At 64.7% G+C, this 21471-nt stretch carries 23 protein-coding genes; 4 read left to right on the top strand and 19 right to left on the bottom strand.

Annotation, left to right across the window (positions count from 1 at the left end):
* Positions 1-83: 83 nt before the first annotated feature.
* Positions 84-1103 carry an NADP-dependent oxidoreductase gene (locus tag DU478_RS00280; RefSeq protein ID WP_114508937.1) on the top strand — a complete coding sequence of 340 codons (1020 nt, stop codon included), beginning with the start codon at positions 84-86 and terminating at the stop codon, positions 1101-1103.
* A gap of 35 nt (positions 1104-1138) precedes the next feature.
* On the opposite strand, the gene DU478_RS00285 is transcribed toward DU478_RS00280, so the two are convergent.
* The 7 genes from DU478_RS00285 to DU478_RS00315 all read right to left on the bottom strand — a co-directional run bounded on the left by DU478_RS00285 (position 1139) and on the right by DU478_RS00315 (position 8009).
* Positions 1139-1867: an SDR family oxidoreductase gene (locus tag DU478_RS00285; protein ID WP_114508938.1), complete on the bottom strand. Its 729-nt coding sequence runs from the start codon at positions 1865-1867 to the stop codon at positions 1139-1141.
* Positions 1864-3396: an ATP-dependent DNA helicase gene (locus DU478_RS00290; RefSeq protein ID WP_114508939.1), complete on the bottom strand. Its 1533-nt coding sequence runs from the start codon at positions 3394-3396 to the stop codon at positions 1864-1866. Before DU478_RS00290 ends, DU478_RS00285 begins: the two co-directional genes overlap by 4 nt.
* A gap of 38 nt (positions 3397-3434) precedes the next feature.
* Positions 3435-4076: an acyl-homoserine-lactone synthase gene (locus DU478_RS00295; protein ID WP_114508940.1), complete on the bottom strand. Its 642-nt coding sequence runs from the start codon at positions 4074-4076 to the stop codon at positions 3435-3437.
* Between the two features lie 78 nt (positions 4077-4154).
* On the bottom strand, positions 4155-4856 hold the full coding sequence (locus tag DU478_RS00300) for a helix-turn-helix transcriptional regulator (RefSeq protein WP_114508941.1): 702 nt from the start codon (positions 4854-4856) through the stop codon (positions 4155-4157).
* Positions 4813-5028, bottom strand: a complete 216-nt coding sequence (locus DU478_RS00305) for a hypothetical protein (protein WP_114508942.1) — start codon at positions 5026-5028, stop codon at positions 4813-4815. The genes DU478_RS00300 and DU478_RS00305 overlap by 44 nt, the downstream gene beginning before the upstream one ends.
* 205 nt (positions 5029-5233) lie before the next feature.
* Complete coding sequence (gene ccrA / locus DU478_RS00310) at positions 5234-6520, bottom strand: crotonyl-CoA carboxylase/reductase (RefSeq protein WP_114508943.1); 1287 nt, start codon at positions 6518-6520, stop codon at positions 5234-5236.
* 139 nt (positions 6521-6659) lie between these two features.
* On the bottom strand, positions 6660-8009 hold the full coding sequence (locus DU478_RS00315; RefSeq protein WP_114508944.1) for a 1-acyl-sn-glycerol-3-phosphate acyltransferase: 1350 nt from the start codon (positions 8007-8009) through the stop codon (positions 6660-6662).
* Between the two features lie 301 nt (positions 8010-8310).
* Between DU478_RS00315 and DU478_RS00320 the strand changes: the two genes are divergently transcribed.
* The 3 genes from DU478_RS00320 (at position 8311) to deoD (ending at position 11531) form a co-directional block, all read left to right on the top strand.
* Positions 8311-10278, top strand: a complete 1968-nt coding sequence (locus DU478_RS00320) for a protein meaA (RefSeq protein ID WP_114509300.1) — start codon at positions 8311-8313, stop codon at positions 10276-10278.
* 235 nt (positions 10279-10513) lie between these two features.
* Entirely contained in the window at positions 10514-10822 is a 309-nt protein-coding gene (locus tag DU478_RS00325; protein WP_114508945.1) for an H-NS histone family protein, read from the top strand.
* Positions 10823-10826: 4 nt separating this feature from the next.
* The gene (gene deoD / locus DU478_RS00330; protein WP_114508946.1) at positions 10827-11531 is read left to right on the top strand and encodes a purine-nucleoside phosphorylase; all 705 of its coding nucleotides are present in this window, start codon (positions 10827-10829) and stop codon (positions 11529-11531) included.
* A gap of 24 nt (positions 11532-11555) precedes the next feature.
* Here deoD and DU478_RS00335 read toward each other — a convergent pair whose 3' ends face one another.
* The 12 genes from DU478_RS00335 to DU478_RS00385 all read right to left on the bottom strand — a co-directional run bounded on the left by DU478_RS00335 (position 11556) and on the right by DU478_RS00385 (position 21430).
* On the bottom strand, positions 11556-12392 hold the full coding sequence (locus DU478_RS00335) for an urea carboxylase-associated family protein (RefSeq protein ID WP_114508947.1): 837 nt from the start codon (positions 12390-12392) through the stop codon (positions 11556-11558).
* Between the two features lie 239 nt (positions 12393-12631).
* The gene (locus tag DU478_RS00340; protein WP_114509301.1) at positions 12632-13801 is read right to left on the bottom strand and encodes a type III PLP-dependent enzyme; all 1170 of its coding nucleotides are present in this window, start codon (positions 13799-13801) and stop codon (positions 12632-12634) included.
* A 184-nt stretch (positions 13802-13985) separates the two neighbouring features.
* Positions 13986-14189 (bottom strand): hypothetical protein, encoded by a 204-nt coding sequence (locus DU478_RS00345; RefSeq protein WP_114508948.1) that lies wholly within the window; start codon positions 14187-14189, stop codon positions 13986-13988.
* Between the two features lie 97 nt (positions 14190-14286).
* Positions 14287-14442, bottom strand: coding sequence for a hypothetical protein (locus DU478_RS22815; RefSeq protein ID WP_158545718.1), 156 nt, complete (start codon positions 14440-14442; stop codon positions 14287-14289).
* Positions 14443-14588: 146 nt separating this feature from the next.
* Complete coding sequence (locus tag DU478_RS00350) at positions 14589-15368, bottom strand: succinate dehydrogenase iron-sulfur subunit (protein ID WP_114508949.1); 780 nt, start codon at positions 15366-15368, stop codon at positions 14589-14591.
* Between the two features lie 182 nt (positions 15369-15550).
* Positions 15551-15886: a hypothetical protein gene (locus DU478_RS00355; RefSeq protein ID WP_114508950.1), complete on the bottom strand. Its 336-nt coding sequence runs from the start codon at positions 15884-15886 to the stop codon at positions 15551-15553.
* Positions 15887-16022: 136 nt separating this feature from the next.
* Positions 16023-16874 carry an FkbM family methyltransferase gene (locus DU478_RS00360; RefSeq protein ID WP_158545719.1) on the bottom strand — a complete coding sequence of 284 codons (852 nt, stop codon included), beginning with the start codon at positions 16872-16874 and terminating at the stop codon, positions 16023-16025.
* A 54-nt stretch (positions 16875-16928) separates the two neighbouring features.
* Entirely contained in the window at positions 16929-17372 is a 444-nt protein-coding gene (locus DU478_RS00365; RefSeq protein WP_114508952.1) for a hypothetical protein, read from the bottom strand.
* 14 nt (positions 17373-17386) lie between these two features.
* Positions 17387-19192 carry a succinate dehydrogenase flavoprotein subunit gene (gene sdhA / locus DU478_RS00370; RefSeq protein WP_114508953.1) on the bottom strand — a complete coding sequence of 602 codons (1806 nt, stop codon included), beginning with the start codon at positions 19190-19192 and terminating at the stop codon, positions 17387-17389.
* Between the two features lie 21 nt (positions 19193-19213).
* Complete coding sequence (sdhD, locus tag DU478_RS00375; RefSeq protein ID WP_114508954.1) at positions 19214-19585, bottom strand: succinate dehydrogenase, hydrophobic membrane anchor protein; 372 nt, start codon at positions 19583-19585, stop codon at positions 19214-19216.
* A gap of 11 nt (positions 19586-19596) precedes the next feature.
* Positions 19597-19980, bottom strand: a complete 384-nt coding sequence (gene sdhC, locus DU478_RS00380; protein ID WP_114508955.1) for a succinate dehydrogenase, cytochrome b556 subunit — start codon at positions 19978-19980, stop codon at positions 19597-19599.
* Between the two features lie 217 nt (positions 19981-20197).
* Entirely contained in the window at positions 20198-21430 is a 1233-nt protein-coding gene (locus DU478_RS00385) for a PAS domain-containing protein (protein WP_114508956.1), read from the bottom strand.
* Positions 21431-21471 lie beyond the last annotated feature (41 nt).

Below are 21471 nucleotides of genomic sequence, written 5' to 3' on the forward strand. Positions count from 1 at the left end.
CTTCTGCTGAACTGGTCTAGGTACACTGCGCAGCCGCTCCGTCGCGTGCAACCACATTTCCCCGAACCGGCAGAAAGTCCTCCATGTCCGCAACGTTCCAACGCATCGCCCTCGCCCGCCGCCCCCAGGGACATCCCGTCCCCGAGGATTTCGACCTGCGCACCGAGCCGATGCCCGAGCCGGGTGACGGCGAGGTTCTGGTCGAGGTGACCCACCTGTCGCTCGATCCCTACATGCGCGGACGCATGGACGAAGTGAAAAGCTACGCGCCGTCGGTCGAGATCGGCGGCACGATGACCGGACAGGGCGTTGGCCGGGTTCTGGCGTCCAGGGCCGACGGGTTTGCGACGGGCGACCTCGTGACAGGCATGACCGGCTGGGCCAGCCATGCCTGCCTGCCGGGGTCCGAGTTGCGCAAACTCTCGGACGACCTGCCGCCTTCGACGGCGCTTGGCGTGCTGGRTATGCCGGGGCTGACCGGGTGGGTCGGCTTGAACCGTTTCGGAATGCCCAAGGCCGGAGAGACGCTGGTCGTGGCGGCGGCCACCGGGCCGGTGGGGTCAATGGTGGGGCAACTGGCCAAGGCCGCGGGGCTGCGCACCGTGGCCGTCGCCGGCGGGCCGGAGAAATGCGCGCTGGCGAGGGACACCTTCGGATTCGATGCGGCCATCGACCACCGCGCGCATGACAGCGCGTCGGACCTGCGCAAGGCCATCGCCGCAGAAGCGCCGGACGGCGTCGACATCTACTGGGAGAACGTCGGCGGCAAGGTGCTCGAAGCGGTGCTGCCGCTGATGAACACGCACGGTCGCATCCCGGTCTGCGGGATGATTTCCTGGTACGGCGGCGTCGACGGTGACGGCACCGACCGCCTGCCGCAGATGTGGCGCGCGGTGCTGGTCAAGCGGCTGCGGGTCTCGGGCTTCATCATCTTCGACCACTGGGACGACTACCCGGCCTTCCTGAAAGAGGTCGGGCCGAAGGTCGCGAAGGGCGAGATCGCCTATCTCGAAGACGTGGCCGAAGGGCTGGAGAACATGGTGCCTGCCTTCATCTCGATGCTGAAGGGCGGCAACATGGGCAAGCAGATCGTAAAGCTGTAAAAGCCAGCGGCGGGTCGGCACCCCGGCCCGCCTTTTTAGCCCCGGCCGATATACGGCATCTTGGTCGCCATCACCGTCATGAACTGCACGTTGGCATTGAGCGGCATGTCCGCCATCAGCCGCACCGACTTTACCGCCTCGGCCACGTCCATGGTCGGCGGCTCCGGCTCTCCGGCGGCGCGGGCGCGGTCGACCAATCCGCCCAGCAGGTCGGTGCGTGCGTTGCCGATGTCGATCTGCCCGCAGGCGATGTCGAAGGGCCGCCCGTCGAGGCTCAGTGTCCGGGTGAGGCCCGTGATCGCATGTTTGGTCACGGTGTAGCAGACCGACCCGTCGCGCGGCACATGGGCCGAGATCGAGCCGTTGTTGATGATCCGCCCGCCCAGCGGTTCCTGCTGCCGCATCGCGCCAAAGGCGGCGCGGGCGCACAGGAACATGCCGTGCAGGTTGACGCGCAGCACCTGCTCCCAATCATCCAGCGACACCTCGTCGATGGGCGCCGCGGGGCCGAACATCCCGGCGTTGTTGAAGAGCACGTCGAGCCGCCCGACACGGCCGATGAAGCTCTCGAAGGCCGCGTCCACCTGCACCGCGTCGGTAACATCGGCGGGCAGCACATGCGCCGTGTCCCTTCCCGCCGCCACCTCCTGCAACGCGTCTTCGCGCCGGGCCAGCAGGCCCACATGCCAACCCCCGTCGAGAAACGCCTCGGCGCAGGCGCGGCCGATGCCGGAGCTGGCGCCGGTGATCAGGATCGTGCTCATTCGAATTCCTCCGCCTGCAATTGCAACGGCGCCGGGGCCACGCGTTTCAGATCGTCCACCACCAGAGGGCCGGTGGGTTTCGACAAACGATTGCGGACCACCCAGATCAACCGTTCCTGCGCCCGGGTGATCGCGACGTAGGCCAGCCGTTTCCACAGCGGCTGCCCCGCCTCCACACGGCCCATGCGCGCGGCGACGAAGAGGTCGGGCGCGAAGACCTGCACCGTGTCCCACTGCGAGCCTTGGGCCTTGTGAATTGTGACCGCGGCTCCGTGCAGAAAGGTGGCTCCCATCCGGGCAGCATAAGGGATAAAGGGCTCTTCCTCGTCGGGCTTCTCGATCTTGACGATGGAGGCGGCGGACACCTGCGGATCCTCGGCGCCCATGACGTGCAGCTTGGAAAACCCGGGGTTGCGCCCGGGTCCGAGGTAGACGACCTGCGCGCCCTTGATCAGGCCGCGCGCCTCGAGGTCGAGGCGTTTCTTGCGATGCTTGAGCGGCAGTTCGAGCCCGTCGCAGATCAGCGGCTCGCCGGGCAGAAGCTCTGTCTCGGGCGCGTCGTGGACCTTGCGGAAGGCGTGGATCAGGCGGATGCGCGTGGCGTTGCGCCAGACCAGAACCGGCGAGCGCGCCATCAGGTCCACCTCGACCCGCTGGCCCCAGACGACGCGGTCATCCTGCCTGGACTTTTCTTCGACCATGCGTTCGAAATCGGAGAATTCGAGCTGAGGGTCGGCCAGCGCATGGGCGAGGTCGAGGATCGGGTTGTCAGCATCCTGTCGGTGGATGCGGTGCAATTCCATCTTCTGCGCCGGTTTCAGGCTGTCGAAGACCATGCCGCCGGGGCTGTTGACCGGTGCCAGCTGCGCGGGATCGCCGAAGAGCAGCAGGTTGGGAAAAATTTCCTGCAGGTCCTCGAACTGGCGTTCGTCCAGCATCGAAGCCTCGTCGACGAAGCCGATGTCCAGAGGTTCCTCGCGGCGTTTCCAGCCGGTGATGAAATCCGACCCGCGAAGACCGGCGGCGGCCAGGGCGGCGGGCACGGATTTGTGGCCCTGGTAGGAGGCAAAGGCGCGGTCCAGCGCCTCTTCGCTCAGCGCCTCGGTTTCTGGCCGTTCGCCGTTGCCCAGGAGCCATTCGGCGATCTTCTCGTACTCGGGATCGTAAACCGGCGAATAGAGGATGCGGTGAATCGTCGTCGCGGGCACGCCGCGCATCCGCAACACGCTCGCCGCCTTGTTGGTGGGGGCGAGGATCGCCAGGGTCCGCTTGTCGCGGCGCTTGCGCGATTCGTAGTCGCCTGACACCACGTCGACGCCGGCCTGTTCCAGCGCCTTGTAGAGCTCGGCCAGCAGCAGCGTCTTGCCCGACCCGGCCTTTCCGACCAGCGCCATCAGGCGGGACGATCCTTCCTTGGCGGGCAGCACGAGCCCATCGGTCAGATCGACCCCGGCCTCGCGCAAGAGCGTCGTGACTCGGTCGTAGGCTTCGGCCTGATCGTCGGAGAATGTCAGTGCGGGCAGGGTCATGGGCGGACCCTACAACCCTGCCCCGCCCAGCACCAGTATCAAGCCGCGCGCATGTCGCCCCGCGCCGGGCCGGCGCCGCCGAAAGCGCGTTCGAACCAGTGCCGCGACAGCTCGGGCGACACGCCCGCGCGCTGTGCGACCCGCGCCTGCGCCTCGGGGGTGAAGTCCCACAGGCCGACGCTGATCCGGTCGGCGCCGGTGCCCTGGCTGCCCACGATCTCGGGCGAGGCGCCGATCATCCGGTAGATCCGCACCATGCGGGCGTCGAAGACGCCGACGTAATGTTCGACGCCAAAGCCGCGCATCACCTCGCCCCCCGCCAGCATCAGCGCCGCGGCGACGCCCGGCCCGGCGTCGCGGGCGAGGCAGAATCGGGTGCATTCCCAGATGAAGGGGCTTTCGATGCGCACGCCGTCGGTCAGATGGCTGAAATGATCGTTGACCATGGTGCGGCCCACGGTCGGCATCAGCCGCATCGACCCGCCATGGCCGCCTGCGGACGTCTCCCAGATGACATAGAGCGGGTTCAGCGCGTCGTATTCGTCCCGTTCCTCGCCCTGCGCATCGACCTCGACCGCCCACTTGAGGCGCGTGGCGAACTGGTCGGCGCGGTCGCGGAACATGGCGCGGGCAAGGGCCGGGAAGGATGAAAGCTGGTCTGCATATAGATATTGGATCATGTCCGTCTCCCTCGATGTCTGGAGGGAGGGTGGCGGAAAGACGGTTAACGACCGGCAAATGCGGCGTACGGTGCGCGGTCAGACCACGATCAGCCCGCGCGCCATTGCCCGCGCCACGGCATGGGTGGTGTTGAGCGCGCCCAGCTTGAACCGGGCGCTTTCGATATAGACCCGCACCGTATGTTCGGAAATCGACAGCGCGTCGGCCACCTGCGCCCGGCTGTAGCCGACCGCCAGCAGCGTAATCGCCTCGACCTCGCGCGGGCTGAGCGCCTGCGCCGGTTCCGGCGTGCGGCCCGGTTCCAGCTCCAGCGCCTTGTGGTTGAAGTAATGCGCCAGCAGGATCAGGTCGCGGCGGTTGGCCTCGGTGAAGGAAGCCCAATCGTCGTCCGATGCGTGGTGACTGACGGTGAAAAGCGCGAACTGGCCGTTGGGTCCGCGGATGGGGATCGAATAGCCCTGGTTGCCGATGCCGTGGTCGATCGCATCCTGCAGGAAGGCGCGGACCGCCTTGCCGGACCAGTCGAGGCTTTTCCAGTCGACCGGGTGAAAGTGCCGGTAACATCCCTGGATCACAGGGTCGATCTTCAAATAACCCTTTTCGATATACCGTTGCACCCAGTCCGGCGGATAGGTGCCGCAGCCCCATTGTTCGCCGTTGCTGTTGACCCAGTGATAGATGAGGTGATCGACTCCGCAGAAATCGCGCAACGCCTCGGACGTGCGCTGCAACTCCTCACGGGTTTCGACGCATTCCAGCTGCGCCAGAATAAAATCCATCTGTGGCGACAACTGCGCGCAGCCCAATTGACGACCCTTTCGCCTGCGACGCGATCTCCTTCCGGGCTGCCAGATGGGTTTCATCCAGCTGCTCGGCCAGATGAGGTAGCCCGTTGGCCCGCGCGAAGGCCCTGAGATCGGTCAGAACATCGATTATCCAGTCATGCGCCATATGAACCTCATGCTGCAGTGGTTAATGAAAAGTTAAAACAATCTTAGCATGTGGTCGTTTCGGTTAACATTCGCGTATTTCACATCCCCAGAAATAGCGGGTTGCGAAATCGGAAGCCATTGTTTCCAAAAGTCGCCCATTCCGGAATGCACAAAGCCCGCGAACGCCATGGCGATTCGCGGGCTTTGCGAGGGATCGCGTGGCGTTAGCGGCGCGCGTCGAGCGCGTCCTCGAGCGTCCGCAGGCCGGTCTTGGGCGCCTGCACCAACACCGCCATGTTCCCCGGCTTGTGCTGATTATGCATCATCTTCATATGCGCCGCCGGGATGTCGGCCCATTCGAACACCTCGGACATGCAGGGGTCGAGCCGCCGTTCGATCATCAGCTGGTTCGCCGACGACGCCTGCTTGAGATGCGCGAAGTGAGACCCCTGCAGACGCTTCTGGTGCATCCACATGTACCGCACGTCGAAGGTGCAGTTGAAGCCGGTGGTGCCGGCGCAGATGACCACCATCCCGCCTTTCTTGCAGATAAGAGCCGACACCGGAAAGGTCGACTCGCCCGGATGTTCGAACACCATGTCGACGTTGTTGCCCTTGCCGGTGATGTCCCAGATCGCCTTGCCGAACTTGCGCGCCTCTTTCAGCCAGGCGTTGTATTCCGGGCTGTTGACCGTGGGCAGCTGGCCCCAGCAGTCGAATTCCTTGCGGTTGATGACGCCCTTGGCGCCCTGGTCCATGACGAACTGTCGCTTGCTTTCGTCCGAGATCACGCCGATCGCATTGGCGCCGGCGGTGTTGGCCAGCTGGATCGCGTAGGAGCCAAGACCGCCCGATGCCCCCCAGACCAGCACGTTCTGGCCCGGCTTGAGATCATGAGGCTCGTGCCCAAAGAGCATCCGGTAGGCGGTGGCCAGCGTCAGCGTGTAGCAGGCGCTTTCCTCCCAGGTCAGGTGCTTGGGCCGCGGCATAAGCTGCTGCGCCTGCACCTTGGTGAACTGCGCGAAAGAGCCGTCGCCGGTCTCATAGCCCCAGATCCGCTGGCTGGGCGAGAACATCGGGTCGCCGCCATTGCAGTGCTCGTCGTCGCCGTCGTCCTGGTTGCAGTGGATCACGACCTCGTCGCCGACCTTCCAGCGGGTGACCTTTTCCCCGACCTTCCAGACGATGCCCGACGCGTCGGACCCGGCGATATGGAAATCCTGGTTGTGCACGTCGAAGGGGCTGATCGGTACGCCCTTCCCGGCCCAGACTCCGTTGTAGTTGACGCCCGCGGCCATCACCAAAACCAGTACTTCGTGGCTGTCGACATCCCAGGTGTCGACCACCTCGACCTCAAAGCTCTTGTCGGGATCGCCGTGCCGCTCGCGCCGGATCGCCCAGGCGTACATCTTCTTGGGAACGTAGCCCATCGGCGGCATTTCCCCGATCTCGTAGAGGTCTTTCTCGGGTGCGTCGTAGCTCGCGATACCGGTTTGCGTGTCCAGAGCCATCGGGGCCTCCTCGTCCAGGTTCAAGGTTTTGCCGCAATGCAGAATCGCGGCGGTTTTCTGGGAAATATAGCCCCATACGCAACATTGCAACAACATTAAGACGTGTTTTGTAATTTTATGACCGAGCGGATGCAGAAACTCACCCGATCAGGTGGCGAATCGACCGGGCGTAGAAGTCCAGCGTTTCCTTTTCGGCCTCGACCGGCGTATAGCGGGTGCCGTCAAACGCCACGAGACGCCGCTTGCAGAGGCCCAGCAGCGCCTCTTCGACGGCAAGGCCGCGGTTGTCGTTGGGAAGCGCCACGTTGGCGGGCGGCACATGCGTCAGCATCTCGGCCAGGTCGCGCTCAAGCTCTGCGCGGCTGCGGGCGCCATGGCTCAGCAACGCCTGCGCCACCAGCGGCACCGGCAGAACCGGCACCGCGGCGGCGATGCGGGCCATGACTTCTGCCGCCAGAGCGTCCGTGTCCTCGGCCAGTTCCGGTCGTGCCCGCAGCGAAAGCGGCATGCCGAAACTCACCGCTGCATGGCCGAAGCGCCGGAACCGCCCGGCGATCTTGCGCCACAACAACCGCAGGGCATGCAGGGCGACAACGCTGATCCGCGCGCGGAACCGCCGAGTGCCCGACGCGCCAGCCTCGAGCAGGACGCGATCCTCGAGCACGCGGTCGTAGTTCAGCGCCACCGGCACGAAAACGACATCGCGCGCCGCGAGGTCCACCCCGTCGGTGAGATACTTCAGCAACCCCAGCTTTGGCGGCGCAATCGCACCGTCGAGGCTCAGACCGCCTTCGGGAAACATTGCCTGCGCCACGCCGCCGCGTGTCGCCATCTGCACGTAGCGCGCCAAGACCCGGCGATAAAGCGCCCCGCGCGACTTGCGCCGGATGAAATACGCCCCCATCGCCCGGATCAGGACCGATAGCGGCCAGACCCGCGCCCATTCGCCCACGGCGTAGGACAACGCTGACCGGCGCGCGGCCAGGTAGGTCACCAGAACGTAGTCCATGTTGCTGCGGTGGTTCATCACGTAGACCACGGTCGCGTCGCGGTCGATCCCGTTCAGCGCCGCCTCGTCAGAATAGCCCAGCCGCACGCGGTAAAGAGCCGTGCTGAGCATCCGGGCCAGCCGGATGGCGATCCCGAAATAGGCGGTGGCAGAGAAGGAGGGCACGATTTCCCGCGCGTAGCGCCGCGCCTGCTCAAAGGCCACGTCCTCGCGCACATTGTTCTCACGCGCATGTTCGACGATCGCCTGCGTTACCTCGGGGTCGTACAGCAACCGCTGGATCATGTCCGTCCGGCGGGCCAGCTTGAACGGCTGGATCGGACGTTCCAGCCGCGCGTTGAGCTGCGCCACCACGCGCTCGGCCCGCCGACGCAGGTACCAGCGCACCGACGGAAACAGGAAATGTGACGCGAAGGTCACCGCCGCGAACAGCAGGATCAGGACGAACAGCCATAGCGGCAGGGACACGGTACGGGTCATGTACAGACCAAACCAGCCATCCGCCGGTCCGGCAAGAGCCAGGCAGGCGGAGTGCGGCCATTTGAACCCGTGCCCTGGCCCTCCTTTGGTCGGAGACGACCCCGTCGAATGCAAAAAATCAGCCTGGACGTATCGCGGCTTGGCGAGCCGCCGCATGTCTCTTGCGCGTAACCGGCCCGCGCATCATCCTGTGTTCGGGCATCGCCGCCTTGCTGCGATGCGGCGAATTGACAGCGACACATTCTTTCGCGTATCCACGCCTAAACGCAACAAGATTGCCCGGATGATTCACGAGGACCCCATGACCGAGACACCGACCCGCGACAAGCCCTGGCTCATCCGCACCTATGCCGGCCATTCCACCGCCAAGGCGTCGAACGCGCTCTATCGCGGCAACCTCGCCAAGGGGCAGACCGGACTGTCCGTGGCCTTCGACCTGCCCACGCAGACCGGCTATGACAGCGACCACATCCTGGCCCGCGGCGAGGTCGGCAAGGTCGGCGTGCCGGTCTGTCATCTGGGCGACATGCGCACGCTCTTCGACGAGATTCCGCTCGACCAGATGAACACCTCTATGACGATCAACGCCACGGCGCCCTGGCTGCTGGCGCTTTACATCGCGGTGGCCGAGGAACAGGGCGCGGATGTCGGCGCGCTCCAGGGCACGGTGCAGAACGACCTGATCAAGGAATACCTGAGCCGCGGCACCTATATCTGCCCGCCCAAACCCTCGCTGAAAATGATCGGGGACGTGGCTGAATACTGTTACAAGAACGTGCCGAAATGGAATCCGATGAACGTCTGTTCCTATCACCTGCAAGAAGCGGGTGCGACGCCGGAGCAGGAATTGTCCTTTGCGCTCGCCACCGCCATCGCGGTGCTGGACGAATTGAAACCGCGCGTTCCGGCCGAGGATTTCCCGATGCTCGCCGGACGGATTTCGTTTTTCGTGAATGCCGGCATTCGCTTCGTCACCGAGATGTGCAAGATGCGCGCCTTCGTCGATCTCTGGGACGAGATCCTGGCCGAACGTTACGGCGTCGAGGATCCGAAATTCCGCCGCTTCCGATACGGCGTACAGGTCAATTCCCTGGGCCTGACCGAACAGCAGCCGGAAAACAACGTCTACCGCATCCTCATCGAAATGCTGGCGGTGACCCTGTCGAAAAAGGCCCGCGCCCGTGCCGTGCAATTGCCCGCCTGGAACGAAGCGCTCGGCCTGCCCCGTCCCTGGGACCAGCAATGGTCGATGCGGATGCAGCAGATCATGGCCTATGAAACCGACCTTTTGGAATTCGACGATCTTTTCGACTGCAATCCCGCAGTCGATGCCAAGGTCGAGGTATTGAAAGACGGCGCGCGTGCCGAATTGGCCAACCTCGAAAGCATGGGCGGCGCCATCGGCGCCATCGAGTACATGAAAGGTCGGCTGGTCGACAGCAATGCCGAACGCGTGGGCCGGATCGAACGCAACGAGACCGTCGTCGTCGGCGTCAACAAGTGGCAGGCCTCCGAACCCTCGCCGCTGATGGGGGAGGACGGCGGCATCATGACCGTCGATCCCGGCGTCGAAGCCGATCAGATCGCCCGGCTGAACGAATGGAAGGCCGCGCGCGACGACGATGCCGTCAAGACCGCGCTGGCCGTATTGCGCGCCGCCGCCGAGGAGGGCCGCAATGTGATGGAACCGTCGATCGCCTGCGCCCGCGCCGGCGTCACCACCGGCGAGTGGGCCGCGCAGATGCGCGCCGTCTACGGCGAATACCGCGGCCCCACGGGCGTGTCGAAATCGGTCAGCAACAAGACCGAAGGCCTGGACGACATCCGCGACGCGGTGAACGCGGTCAGCGACCGCCTGGGTAAGCGCCTGCGTTTCCTCGTGGGCAAGCCGGGGCTCGACGGCCACTCCAACGGCGCCGAACAGATCGCCTTCCGCGCCCGCGACTGCGGCATGGAAATCGACTACGAGGGTATCCGCCTCACCCCCGAGGAAATCGTCACCGCCGCCCGCAACGGTGCGCATGTGGTGGGCCTGTCGATCCTGTCGGGCTCGCATATTCCGCTGGTCGAGGACCTGATGGAGCGGCTGAAATCCGAGGGCCTGGGCCATGTGCCGGTCATCGTCGGCGGCATCATTCCCGAAGAGGATGCCCAGCGGCTGCGCGCCATGGGCGTCGCCAAGGTCTATACGCCGAAAGACTTTGAACTGAACGCCATCATGCGGGATATCGTCACGCTGGCCGATCCACAATCGGTGGCCGCGGAATAAGCGCGGTCGTTCGAAACCCAGGGACACGGATTTCAGAACGAATTGTGTCGGATCAGCGTCAATTCCGATATGTCCGGCGACAAATCTTTACCAAAACGTGTCAGCCAAAAGCCGCGCTCTCCCTTTGGGTGCGCGGGCTTTCGCCGTTTCCGCAAAAAAGCAGGATTGTCACAAGAGAGGGACTTGATCCCAATGGAAAAAAGGAGAATTTAAACTCACCACTCTGGAGACGAAAATGCAAATAGACCTAGAATCCCTTTCCAAAGACGACCTGAAGCAACTGAAAACCGATGTCGACAAGGCGCTGAAAACCATCGACGCGCGCCGCAAAGCAGAGGCCAAGAAAGCCGCGGAGCATGCCGCCAAGGAATACGGCTTTTCGCTGGACGAGCTATTGGGCGGCTCCGGCAAAGGGTCGAAAAGCGCGCCGAAATACGCCAATCCGGCAGACCGCTCGCAGACCTGGACCGGCCGCGGACGCAAGCCGAATTGGGTTCTCGATGCGCTCAATGCCGGAAAGTCGCTGGACGATATGAAAATCTGATCGCATGACGATCCATATCGGCGCCAAGCCCGGAGAGATCGCCGAAACGGTTCTGATGCCGGGCGATCCTTATCGTGCGAAATGGGCGGCAGAGACCTTTCTGGACGATGTCCGGCGGGTCAACGACGTGCGGGGCATGTTGGGTTTCACCGGGACCTGGCGCGGCAACAGGGTGACGATCCAGGGTTCGGGCATGGGGATGCCGAGCCTGTCGATCTACGCCAACGAGCTGATCCGCGACTATGGCGCGAAGACCCTGATCCGCATCGGGTCCTGCGGCGCGATGCAGGAAAAGGTGCAGATCAGGGACATCATCCTCGCCATGACGGCGACAACCCTGTCGACCCCGTCACGCGGCATCTTCCGCGAAGTGAACTTCGCGCCCTGCGCCGACTGGTCGCTTTTGCGCGCCGCCGTCGCCGCGACCGAGGCGCGCGGCGCGCCGCTGCACGTGGGCGGCATCTACTCGTCCGACGTGTTCTACGACGAACGCCCCGACCTCAACGAACAGATGACCCGCCACGGCATCCTCGGGGTCGAGATGGAAGCGGCAGAGCTCTACATCCTCGCCGCCCGCCACGGTGTCCGCGCCCTGGCGGTGCTGACCGTGTCGGACCATCTCCTCACCCACGAAGCCCTGTCCGCGGAAGACCGCGAACAGAGTTTCGGCGATATGGTGGAAATCGCGCTCGAAGCGGCCTTCGACTGAACCGGGGTGGGTCGCAGACCCACCCTACAGCCCGTGGCTGCCGTCATAGCCGTTGCGCGCGGGCGGCGCCCAGCCGGGCATATCGCCCGCGTCCAGGACCTCGACCCGCAGCGGGTAACAGGCGGCGGCGTCGCTCGTATGCTCCGCCGAACAATCCCCGCCCGGACAGGCGCTGAGCGCGCCCAGGAGCGGTACCTCGGCCAGGCAGGTCCAGCTGTCGCCGGGCCTGACCGGGCTGGCCTTCATGAAATACTGCCCGGTGTCGCGGGTAAAGCCGGTGCACATGAAAACGTTGAGCACGTCGTGCACATGCGGCTCCGCCTCTTTCGGAGACATGCCCAGTTCCGCGGCCAGCGCCCGCACCAGGTTCGAATGGCAGCACTGGTGATACTGCACGCCCGAAAGCAGATGCCCGGTATAGGGATCGCAACGCGTGCCGATCACGTCATGCACCGCGCCGCCGAAGGTATCGATCCCGTACCAGTCGAGCGAATCCTGCACCACAGTCGCCATCGGCCGGAGATGCGGGAAGCTCGACCAGAGCCGGTCGCCCACATTGACATGCGTGCCATGCAAAGCCCGCGTCTTGCCGGAATAGAACCGCTCACCGAGGTCTTCGGCGTGCCACAGGTTCAGATCGCCGACCTGCGGCCCGTCGACGCTGGCGATCCGGAAGAAGCCGCCTGCCGGTACGCGAAAGGTCGCGGCCTCGCGCGGGGGCACGGTGACCGTGTCGATCACCGTCGCGCGCGCCAAGGCTGCCGAATAGCCCGCAAGATCGGGCCGGGGCAGAGTGTCGTTGGGGTAGCAGATCACCGGCGCTACGGCGCGGCGCGCTTCTGCATCGGGGGGCTGGATCATGTCGGAACTCCTTTTCCCTATTTGCAATCCGCTCGCCCGACAAGGCAAGCGCCGCGCCGCCGTCACCGGACCAAAGCCTCCGGCGGGAGTTTATCGACAAGATGAAGCCGCGCCCCGCGCCTCAAACTTCATCTTGCCCATAAATCTCCGGGGGTCCGGGGGCTGGCCCCCGGTCCGAGGCTCCGAAAACGCGAAAGGCCGGGACAGTGCCCGGCCTTTTAAACACTCAACAAATTGGATCAGATCACGATAACGTCCAGCGGCGGGAAGCCGTTGAATCCGACCGAGGAGTAGGTCGAAGTGTAGGCGCCGCAGTTGCGGATGATCACCTTGTCGCCCGAGGTCAGACCGACCGGAAGTTCGATCGGGCGCTTTTCGTAAAGCACGTCGGCGCTGTCGCAGGACGGACCGGCAAGGATGCAGGGGCCGAAGCCTTCGTGATCCCGCTCGGTCAGGAACTGGTAGCGGATCGCCTCGCCCTCGGTTTCCGCGAGGCCGGAGAAGCGGCCGATGTCCAGGTAGACCCAGCGGTGCATGTCCATGTCCGACTTGCGCGACACCAGCATGACCTCGCAGGCGATGGCACCGGCTTCGGCGACCATGCCGCGGCCCGGCTCTGCCATGATCTGCGGCACGTCGCCGAAGCGGGCGTCGATCTGGCGCATCACGTTGGCCGCGTAGGAGGTCGGAGCCTCGATGGCTTCGCCGTAGAACGCCGGGAAACCGCCGCCGATGTTCAGCAGGCTGAGCTCGTGACCGGCCTTTTTCGCGTCGTTCCACACGGCCGCCACCTGGTCCAGCGTGATCGCCCACATGTCAGCGCGGCGGGTTTGCGATCCGACGTGGAAGGAAAAGCCCACGGGGGTCAGGCCCAGCTCTTTCGCCAGGTCGATCAGCGCCAGCGCCTTGTCGCGGGCGCAGCCGAACTTGCGCGACAGCGGCCAGTCGGCCTCGGAGGCATCGACGATCAGGCGGATGTAGACCTGCGCGCCGGGCGCATGCTCGGCCACCTTCGCGATTTCCTCTTCGGCGTCGACCGAAAAAAGCGTGATGCCGACGCTGTGCGCCCAGGCGATGTCGCGCGCCTTCTTGATGGTGTTGCCGAAGGAGATGTGCTCCGGATGCGCGCCCTGGCTGAGGCACAGCTCGATCTCGCCGCGCGAAGCCGCGTCGAAGTGCGCGCCGAGGCCGACGAGGGTCTCGATGATCTCTTTCGCCGGGTTGGCTTTCACGGCGTAGTGGATCGAGGCGCGGCCCAGGCCGGCCTTGAGCGCGCCATACTGGCGGGCCACGGCGTCGCGGTCCACGACCAGGGTCGGATGCTCGAAGCTGTTGTTGCGGATGAAGGTTTCCACGCGGGATGCGGGCGTTGCGGTGCGAGCGGAAAACTCGGTGGCGAATGCGTTCATGTCCATCTCCTATAGACCCGGCCATATATGACCGCTCAGTTCCAAGGGAGACGTTACCGTCGCTACGTAACCTTAGGGGTCGGATCCCCTTTCGCCAGTGGTGCGTGCGTTGGCGTCTGATGGCGTGCATATGAGCCCGCGCGTGATTCACATCAAGTGGAATTTTCGCTGAATCCTAAAAAGTTTAGCGGCCTCTCGGACTGTTGTCCCGCAGACACGTCCGGGGCGGTTTTCCGGGCGTCCCGACCGTCTCTGCCCCACAATGCACGCAGGTCCATGTGGCGGTTTCGCCACGACGGTATTCGCGCCAGCGGCATTGGCGCGTGGCGCGGTTGGAAAAGACCGCGATCAGCATGAAGGCGACGATCAGGCCGATGATGACAAGCATGGAATCATCCGGAGTCCTTGTGCTCGACACCTAAGGCCCGGCCTCCGCGGGGCAAGCCGGGGCGGACCCTCGCCGAAACGGGGCGCCCCGGCCCTGATCAGAGGACCGGTCCGCTGTCGTAGCCGCCAAGGGCGGGGCGGACAGGGGTCTCCGGCGTCCAGTTCGGCCGGGAATAATAAGACAGCGCATCTTCGAGCAGACGCAGCTGTTCCTGAGGGGTATGGGTCTGGGAGTTCGGGGTTTGGTTCTGCATGGAAGCCTCTCGCTTTCGCGTTGGCCTCCTCCCTGCGCCACAAGATGCGCACCTTGGCGGTCACAGACAAGTCCGTGTTGCACATTCGGCACATGCAGACAACGCCTGGCGCCCCGGCGGAACCAAACCGCCGGGGGCGCAGCGGTTCAGACCGCGCGTTCGACCATCATCTTCTTGATCTCTGCGATCGCCTTCGCGGGGTTCAGACCCTTCGGGCAGGTCTTGGCGCAATTCATGATCGTATGGCAGCGATACAGCTTGAAGGGATCCTCGAGATCGTCCAGCCGCTCGCCCGTCGCCTCGTCGCGGCTGTCGATGATCCAGCGGTAGGCGTGCAGAAGCGCCGCCGGCCCGAGGTAGCGGTCGCCGTTCCACCAGTAGGACGGGCAGGAGGTCGAGCAGCAGGCGCACATGACGCATTCGTAAAGCCCGTCGAGCTTTTCGCGGCTTTCGATGCTCTGTTTCCATTCCTTCGCCGGGCGGTTGGTCTTGGTCTCGAGCCAGGGCATGATGCTGGCGTGCTGGGCGTAGAAATGGGTAAGATCGGGGATCAGGTCGCGCACCACCGGCATGTGCGGCAGCGGGTAGATCGCCACATCACCCTTGATCTCGTCCATTCCGTAGATGCAGGCCAGCGTGTTGATCCCGTCGATGTTCATGGCACAGGACCCGCAGATGCCTTCGCGGCAGGACCGGCGGAAGGTCAGTGTCGGGTCGATCTCGTTCTTGATCTTGATCAGCGCGTCCAGAACCATCGGGCCGCAGGTGTCCATGTCGACGAAATAGGTGTCCACACGCGGGTTGCTGCCGTCGTCCGGCGTCCAGCGGTAAATCTTGAACTTGCGCAGGTTCTTGGCGCCTTCTGGCTTGGGCCAGGTCTTGCCGGTGGTGATCCGGGAGTTCTTGGGAAGGGTCAGTTCTACCATCTTGTGTTCCTTGCAGCTCAGCTCGGTATGCCGCGGTGCGGCCGGATGAGGCGGATACCTCGGGTTCTACCAGACATCGGTTCGTTCAGCCACCTAGGCCCCGGCCGCAGGGGCGCAAGCCTGCGTCGTCCGACCCCGTGGCTTTGGTGCGCCTTGGATACCGTCACGTGCAGTCCCACGGTTCACGCCGCTCCGGCCAACAGCGCCGGCAGCCCCTGTTCGGCAAGGCAGCGCAGGGTTTGCGGCTGGCGCAGGATGCCGGTCACGATCTCGACCGTGCTTTCGGTCGGGCCGGTGACGGAATCCGCCGCAAGCGCGTAGATCTGCGCCGCCGTGGCGTTGTTGATGACGCAGTTCACGGCCGGTTGCACCGGAACACCGGGCAACCGTTCGACCAGCACCTTGGACGTGGCCGACCGCGCGGCCGCGCGGGCAAGCTCGTCCTGACCCTGCGGCGAGCAGGCCGCGAGGGACAGCACCAGGCCGAGAGTCATCAGGCGGGGCATCATTCGGCGCATGGTCTGGTCACTCCTGTTCCTGACACACCCGAGGGGTACGCGCTCGCGGGCACGAAGGAAATATCTGCGCCGTTGCGCCGCGAGTGTCGGCCAGCGACCGCCGATCCCCCGAAGGTTTCGATTGTGCCGCGCGCGATCATGTCGCTTCCGCGTGGACAAGGTGCACATCGTTGCGCGTCACATGCGCCTCCGTGTAACCCAGCCCCTTGAGGTGTTCGACAAGATCGACGTCCCAATTGTCGCGGAACAGCACCTCCATCATCAGATAGCGCGGCCACAGGCTCTGCGGCGCGGTCTCGAAGAAGGGCATCAAGGCGTTCACCTCAAATCCCTCGACGTCGATCTTCATCACGTCAATCCGGTCGACACCCGTTTCGGCCAGCAAGTCCGTAAGCGGGCGCACGGAAATCGCGATCCCCTCGCCTGTCGGCTCTCGCTGCGGCACCAACGTATTCGCGCCGGCGTTATGGGCGCGCACCGGAAAGATTTCCATCGTCTCGGCTCTCGGGCCCACGGCGAAGGGCAGAACCGTGACATTGCCGGCGTCGTTGAGGGCAAGGTTGGTTTCCAGCTTGGCCCGGGTCCGCGGATGCGGTTCGATCGCGATCACCCGCGCGTCCTCGGACATCCTGCGGCGGGCCAGCAAGCTGGCGATGCCGACATTCGCGCCGACATCCAGGAACACCTTGGCATCGGCCAGGCGCGCCCCCAGGGCATCTAGTTCGTCGGACATGACATGCCGCCCGGACAAGAGGATCGTCAGGTCGCAGTGGTTCTCCGCCGGGTAAAGCCGCAGACGAATCCCCTCTTTGGGCTGCTCCACGTCGAAGGCGCGCGGATGGCCCCGCAGGAAATGGCGCAGCCGTTTGGCAACGCCTTTCGACCGTTCGACCTTGCGCCCCTTCTCCGTGCCGCGGAACAGGAGACGCCAGAAAAAGCCCGGCCGGAAGGTGCCGAACGCCGCCTGGGTATTCACGTCACCCGTCATGTTCCGTGGCCCCCCGAAGCAGGATCGTCCCATGCCGCAGCGCGGCCAAAAGCTTCAGCGCCCGCAATATTGCGTCCCTCCATAGAGCACCGGCGCGCCGGGCGGGCAGTGGGCCGTGCCATAGGTCCGCTGCGGGGTTGTCTGCGCCTCGAAACGGGCGCGGTAGTCGGTGGCATGCACGGGCGTTGCCGTGCTCATCGCACCTGCGGGAATGCGGCCGCTTTGCACCACCATCGAGCCATCCGGATACTGCGTTTCGACCGTTACGCGGCGCGTGCGTGCGTTTTTCTTGTCGCGGATACAGGCATTCAAGGCGTCCGCGCCCGTCCGGGTTCCGCCGTTGCCCGGCACGAGCACCAGTTCGTTGCCAACCACCGCGTAGTTGTAGACACCCAAAGGCTGGCCCGCTTCCTGCAGGCATTGCGCTCCGGCGTCCGTCGACGACACGCCGCAGCCCGTCAGTGCCAACAGCGCCGCAACCCCTGTCGCAGCGGCCATGCAACGCCGCCGCATCAGAAGGTCCGCTCTTTCGGCGCGATCTTCTTGAGCGCGATACCGCCCGCCTTTTCGTCGGTCAGCGGGTCGGTGATGATCGGGCGGTAGGACAGGTCGACCTTGGCCCCGTCGACCCGGCTGATCGTGTGCACGCGCCAGTTCTCGTCGTCGCGGGTGCCGTAATCCTCGTGCGCATGGGCGCCGCGGCTTTCCTTGCGCGCCTCTGCGCCAAAGATCGTGGCCAGCGCGTTTGGCATGAGGTTCGTCAGCTCCAGCGTCTCCATCAGGTCGGAATTCCAGACCAGCGACCGGTCCGTGACCTTGATGTCGTCGAGCTTGCCGGCGATGGCGGTCATCTCCTTCACGCCGTTCTCGAGCGTTTTGCTTTCACGGAAGACGGCGGCGTCGCGCTGCATGGTCTTCTGCATCTCGAGCCGCAACTCGGCCGTGGGCGTGCCGCCGTCGGCATGGCGCAGGGCGTCGAAACGGGCGAAGGCCTTGTCGACCTGGCCCGTGTTGGTACCGGGCACCGCCGCGTCGCGGTCCACGACCTTGCCCGCACGGATCGCGGCCGCGCGACCGAAGACCACGAGGTCGATCAGCGAATTCGACCCAAGGCGGTTGGCGCCATGGACGCTCGCGCAGCCCGCCTCGCCCACGGCCATGAGGCCCGGCACGATCGCGTTGGGATCGTCCTTGGTCGGGTTCAGCACCTCGCCCCAGTAGTTCGTTGGAATGCCGCCCATATTGTAATGAACGGTCGGGATGACCGGGATCGGTTCCTTGGTCACGTCCACCCCGGCAAAGATCCGCGCGGATTCCGAGATGCCGGGCAGGCGCAGGTGCAGCGCCTCTTTCGGCAGGTGGCTCAGGTTCAGGTGGATATGGTCGCTGTCGGCGCCGACGCCGCGGCCCTCGCGGATCTCCATCGTCATGCAGCGGCTGACGTAGTCGCGCGGCGCGAGGTCCTTGTAGTTGGGCGCATAGCGCTCCATGAACCGCTCGCCTTCGGAATTGGTGAGATAGCCGCCTTCGCCGCGCGCCCCTTCGGTGATGAGACAGCCGGCGCCGTAGATGCCGGTGGGGTGGAACTGCACGAATTCCATGTCCTGCAGCGGCAGACCCGCGCGCGCCACCATGCCGCCGCCGTCGCCGGTGCAGGTGTGGGCGCTCGTCGCGCTGAAATAGGCCCGGCCATAGCCGCCGGTGGCCAGTACGACCATCTTGGCGTTGAAGACGTGCATGGTGCCATCATCGAGTTTCCAGCAGACCACGCCGGTACAGGCGCCGTCTTCGGACATGATCAGATCGATCGCGAAATACTCGATGTAGAATTCGGCGTTGTTCTTGACCGACTGGCCGTAGAGCGTGTGCAGGATCGCGTGGCCGGTGCGGTCGGCGGCGGCACAGGTGCGCTGCACCGGGGGGCCTTCGCCGAATTCGGTGGTGTGGCCGCCAAAGGGCCGCTGGTAGATCTTGCCCTCTTCGGTGCGCGAGAACGGCACGCCGTAGTGTTCCAGCTCGTAGACCGCTTTTGGCGCTTCACGGGCGAGGTATTCCATCGCGTCGGTGTCGCCCAGCCAGTCCGAGCCCTTCACCGTGTCGTACATGTGCCACTGCCAATGGTCCGGGCCCATGTTGCTGAGGGATGCGGCAATGCCGCCCTGTGCGGCGACGGTGTGCGAGCGGGTGGGAAAAACCTTGGTCACGCAGGCGGTGCGCAGGCCCTGTTCGGCCATGCCGAGCGTAGCGCGCAGGCCCGCGCCGCCGGCGCCGACCACCACCACGTCATAGTCGTGGGTCTCGTATTCGTAGGCTGCCATGGATTGGTTGCTCCGGATAGATTAGAGGGCCAGGCGGGCGATGGCGAAGATGCCGGTCGCCGCGGCGCCGTAACTGAGGCAGGTCATGCCGATGATGAGGACCTTTTCCATCGGTCCGTGGACGTAATCCTCGATCAGGGTCTGGAAGCCGCTGTTGAAGTGCTTGAAGCCGACGAGGATGGTCAGCGCCGCCACGATCGCCGGGAAGGGGCGGGAATAATAGGCGGTGACCTCTTCATAGCTGCTGCCGAGGATTGATCCGAAAGTGAAGATGAAGAGCGGCACGAGGATGACGAGCGCCACGGAGGACACGGTCATCGACCAATGGTGCATGGTGCCGGACTTGGCCGAGCCCCAGCCGTTGGCGCGCTTGCGATCTGTCATGTAAGCCATGGTGCGCTCCTTCAGATGATGATGACGGTGAGGATGGTCAGCACGACCGATCCACCGATGCAGGCATAACCCAGCTTGTAGGCGGTATCGAGGTCGAGCCCGATCGCCTGATCCCAGATCAGATGCCGGATGCCCGCCAGCGTGTGATACCAGAGCGCCCAGAGCGACAGGAACAGCACCAGATCGCCGAACCAGCTGGTCAGGACCGCGTCGGCGGTGGCGAAGTAATCGGCGTTGGTCGCGGCGGCAAGCAGCCACCAGACGATCATCAGCATCCCCACGATCAGGGCGTTTCCGGTGATCCGCGTCAGGATCGACGTCATCGACGTCAGCTGCGGGCGGTAGATGGTGAGGTGGGGCGAGAGCGGGCGGTTGCCTCGGTTCACGTCGGCCATGATGATGTCCTTTTGCTTCCCTTGGGTTGTTTGTAACCCTTTTTCGCCGCGTGTCACGGTATGGGAGGAAGCGAAGGCGCGGTTTTTTGGCGCAAATGCTGCAATTGCGAGAACTTTGTGATCACGCAAGAAATGCTGTGATCACATGTTTGGCGCTAACGTGGTTCGCGACCGGCGGCAACCCGGCGTGACGATTCTGCGCGGGTGCCGCCGCGATTCAAGCGGATGCGCGCAGCATGCCGGTGTTGGCCTGGATTACGGCGTTCAGTTCCACGATCCGCGACAGGCGGCTTTCGATCTCGTCCTGACAGGCGTCGAGCTGGTCGACGATACCGGCGAGGGAATCTCCCGAGCCGCCCAGCGTGGCGCTTTCGATCTTGCACATCATCCGCGTGGAGCTGAGCCCCGTGACATAGCGCTTCATGTCCAGCACGCTGCGCGACAGGCGTGCCGCTTCGACCTCGACGACCGACAGCGCCTCGGTGGCGCGGGCCTTGAACAGGGTCGACTGCGCCTCGAATGCCGCGATGTCCTGTTCGACCCGGTCGCCGGACTCCCGGCCCAGCTGCGCCACCATCTCGACCTGGACATCGGCGACGCATGTCAGGAAGTGGCCGCGGACGATCGCGTCGCGGATCCGGGCGAAGGCGCAGTCGGAACCGTCCATGAAGGTGCGCACCCAAGTGGCCATTTCATCCAGCATGGAGCCGTAATTGACCGAAATCGCGCTGATCGGCCCGCCGGCGTTTTCGAGCCGCGACGCGAGGATGCGCATGTTCATCGGGACGGTGCGGATCGCCTTGAACGCCTCGGTCATCTCGGCTGTTTCGCGGGCGACGTCGAAGATCGCCGTGGACATGGCCGCGAACCGTTTGTGCGCCAGGTCGAGCGTTCGGTCCAATTTCCTGGCCCTGTACTGCGCCTCTGCGGCAAGGGCGACGCCTTGGAATATGTCGTAGGAGGCATAGCCCTTTTCGGCCAGCAACGCCTGCAGGAGATCGGCGCTTTGTTCCGGGGTCAGGCCGGCGGCCTCTTTTTCGACCAGGTCCGCGTAGAGCGCCTGCACCTCTTCGAAAATCGGGCTGGACGGCTTGATTCGGGCCGAGGCGTAGCCGCCGTCGACCGGCGTGGCCACGGCAAAGACCCAGTAGTGCCGCCCGTCCTGCGCGCGGTTCTTGACATAGGCGCCGATGGTTTCGCCGGCCTTGAGCCGCGCCCACATCAGGTGGAACAGACCGCGCGGCGTGTCCGGGTGGCGCACGATCTTGTGCGGCGCGCCCTTCATCTGGTCCCATTCATAGCCCGAAACCCGGCAGAAGACGCTGTTGCCGGCCTCGATCACCCCGCGCGCATCGGTGCGGCTGAAGAACATTTCGGAGAAATCGAACGGCACCTCGCCGGGCTGCACGCGGCGTGCCTGCGCGACAAGTTCGGGGTCCAGCTGGGACATGAAAAAACCTCCTGACGGTCGGGATCATCCCTAGGCCAGAA

Source organism: Thalassococcus profundi (assembly GCF_003344785.1).
GTDB lineage: Bacteria > Pseudomonadota > Alphaproteobacteria > Rhodobacterales > Rhodobacteraceae > Puniceibacterium > Puniceibacterium profundi.

Bases quoted from the DNA above. Each gene is read 5' to 3' on its own strand.
- DU478_RS00285 (WP_114508938.1), bottom strand. From the start codon at position 1,867: ATGAGCACGATCCTGATCACCGGCGCCAGCTCCGGCATCGGCCGCGCC.
- DU478_RS00290 (WP_114508939.1), bottom strand. From the start codon at position 3,396: ATGACCCTGCCCGCACTGACATTCTCCGACGATCAGGCCGAAGCCTAC.
- DU478_RS00295 (WP_114508940.1), bottom strand. From the start codon at position 4,076: ATGATCCAATATCTATATGCAGACCAGCTTTCATCCTTCCCGGCCCTT.
- DU478_RS00300 (WP_114508941.1), bottom strand. From the start codon at position 4,856: ATGGATTTTATTCTGGCGCAGCTGGAATGCGTCGAAACCCGTGAGGAG.
- DU478_RS00305 (WP_114508942.1), bottom strand. From the start codon at position 5,028: ATGGCGCATGACTGGATAATCGATGTTCTGACCGATCTCAGGGCCTTC.
- ccrA (WP_114508943.1), bottom strand. From the start codon at position 6,520: ATGGCTCTGGACACGCAAACCGGTATCGCGAGCTACGACGCACCCGAG.
- DU478_RS00315 (WP_114508944.1), bottom strand. From the start codon at position 8,009: ATGACCCGTACCGTGTCCCTGCCGCTATGGCTGTTCGTCCTGATCCTG.
- DU478_RS00320 (WP_114509300.1), top strand. From the start codon at position 8,311: ATGACCGAGACACCGACCCGCGACAAGCCCTGGCTCATCCGCACCTAT.
- DU478_RS00325 (WP_114508945.1), top strand. From the start codon at position 10,514: ATGCAAATAGACCTAGAATCCCTTTCCAAAGACGACCTGAAGCAACTG.
- deoD (WP_114508946.1), top strand. From the start codon at position 10,827: ATGACGATCCATATCGGCGCCAAGCCCGGAGAGATCGCCGAAACGGTT.
- DU478_RS00335 (WP_114508947.1), bottom strand. From the start codon at position 12,392: ATGATCCAGCCCCCCGATGCAGAAGCGCGCCGCGCCGTAGCGCCGGTG.
- DU478_RS00340 (WP_114509301.1), bottom strand. From the start codon at position 13,801: ATGAACGCATTCGCCACCGAGTTTTCCGCTCGCACCGCAACGCCCGCA.
- DU478_RS00345 (WP_114508948.1), bottom strand. From the start codon at position 14,189: ATGCTTGTCATCATCGGCCTGATCGTCGCCTTCATGCTGATCGCGGTC.
- DU478_RS22815 (WP_158545718.1), bottom strand. From the start codon at position 14,442: ATGCAGAACCAAACCCCGAACTCCCAGACCCATACCCCTCAGGAACAG.
- DU478_RS00350 (WP_114508949.1), bottom strand. From the start codon at position 15,368: ATGGTAGAACTGACCCTTCCCAAGAACTCCCGGATCACCACCGGCAAG.
- DU478_RS00355 (WP_114508950.1), bottom strand. From the start codon at position 15,886: ATGCGCCGAATGATGCCCCGCCTGATGACTCTCGGCCTGGTGCTGTCC.
- DU478_RS00360 (WP_158545719.1), bottom strand. From the start codon at position 16,874: ATGACGGGTGACGTGAATACCCAGGCGGCGTTCGGCACCTTCCGGCCG.
- DU478_RS00365 (WP_114508952.1), bottom strand. From the start codon at position 17,372: ATGGCCGCTGCGACAGGGGTTGCGGCGCTGTTGGCACTGACGGGCTGC.
- sdhA (WP_114508953.1), bottom strand. From the start codon at position 19,192: ATGGCAGCCTACGAATACGAGACCCACGACTATGACGTGGTGGTGGTC.
- sdhD (WP_114508954.1), bottom strand. From the start codon at position 19,585: ATGGCTTACATGACAGATCGCAAGCGCGCCAACGGCTGGGGCTCGGCC.
- sdhC (WP_114508955.1), bottom strand. From the start codon at position 19,980: ATGGCCGACGTGAACCGAGGCAACCGCCCGCTCTCGCCCCACCTCACC.
- DU478_RS00385 (WP_114508956.1), bottom strand. From the start codon at position 21,430: ATGTCCCAGCTGGACCCCGAACTTGTCGCGCAGGCACGCCGCGTGCAG.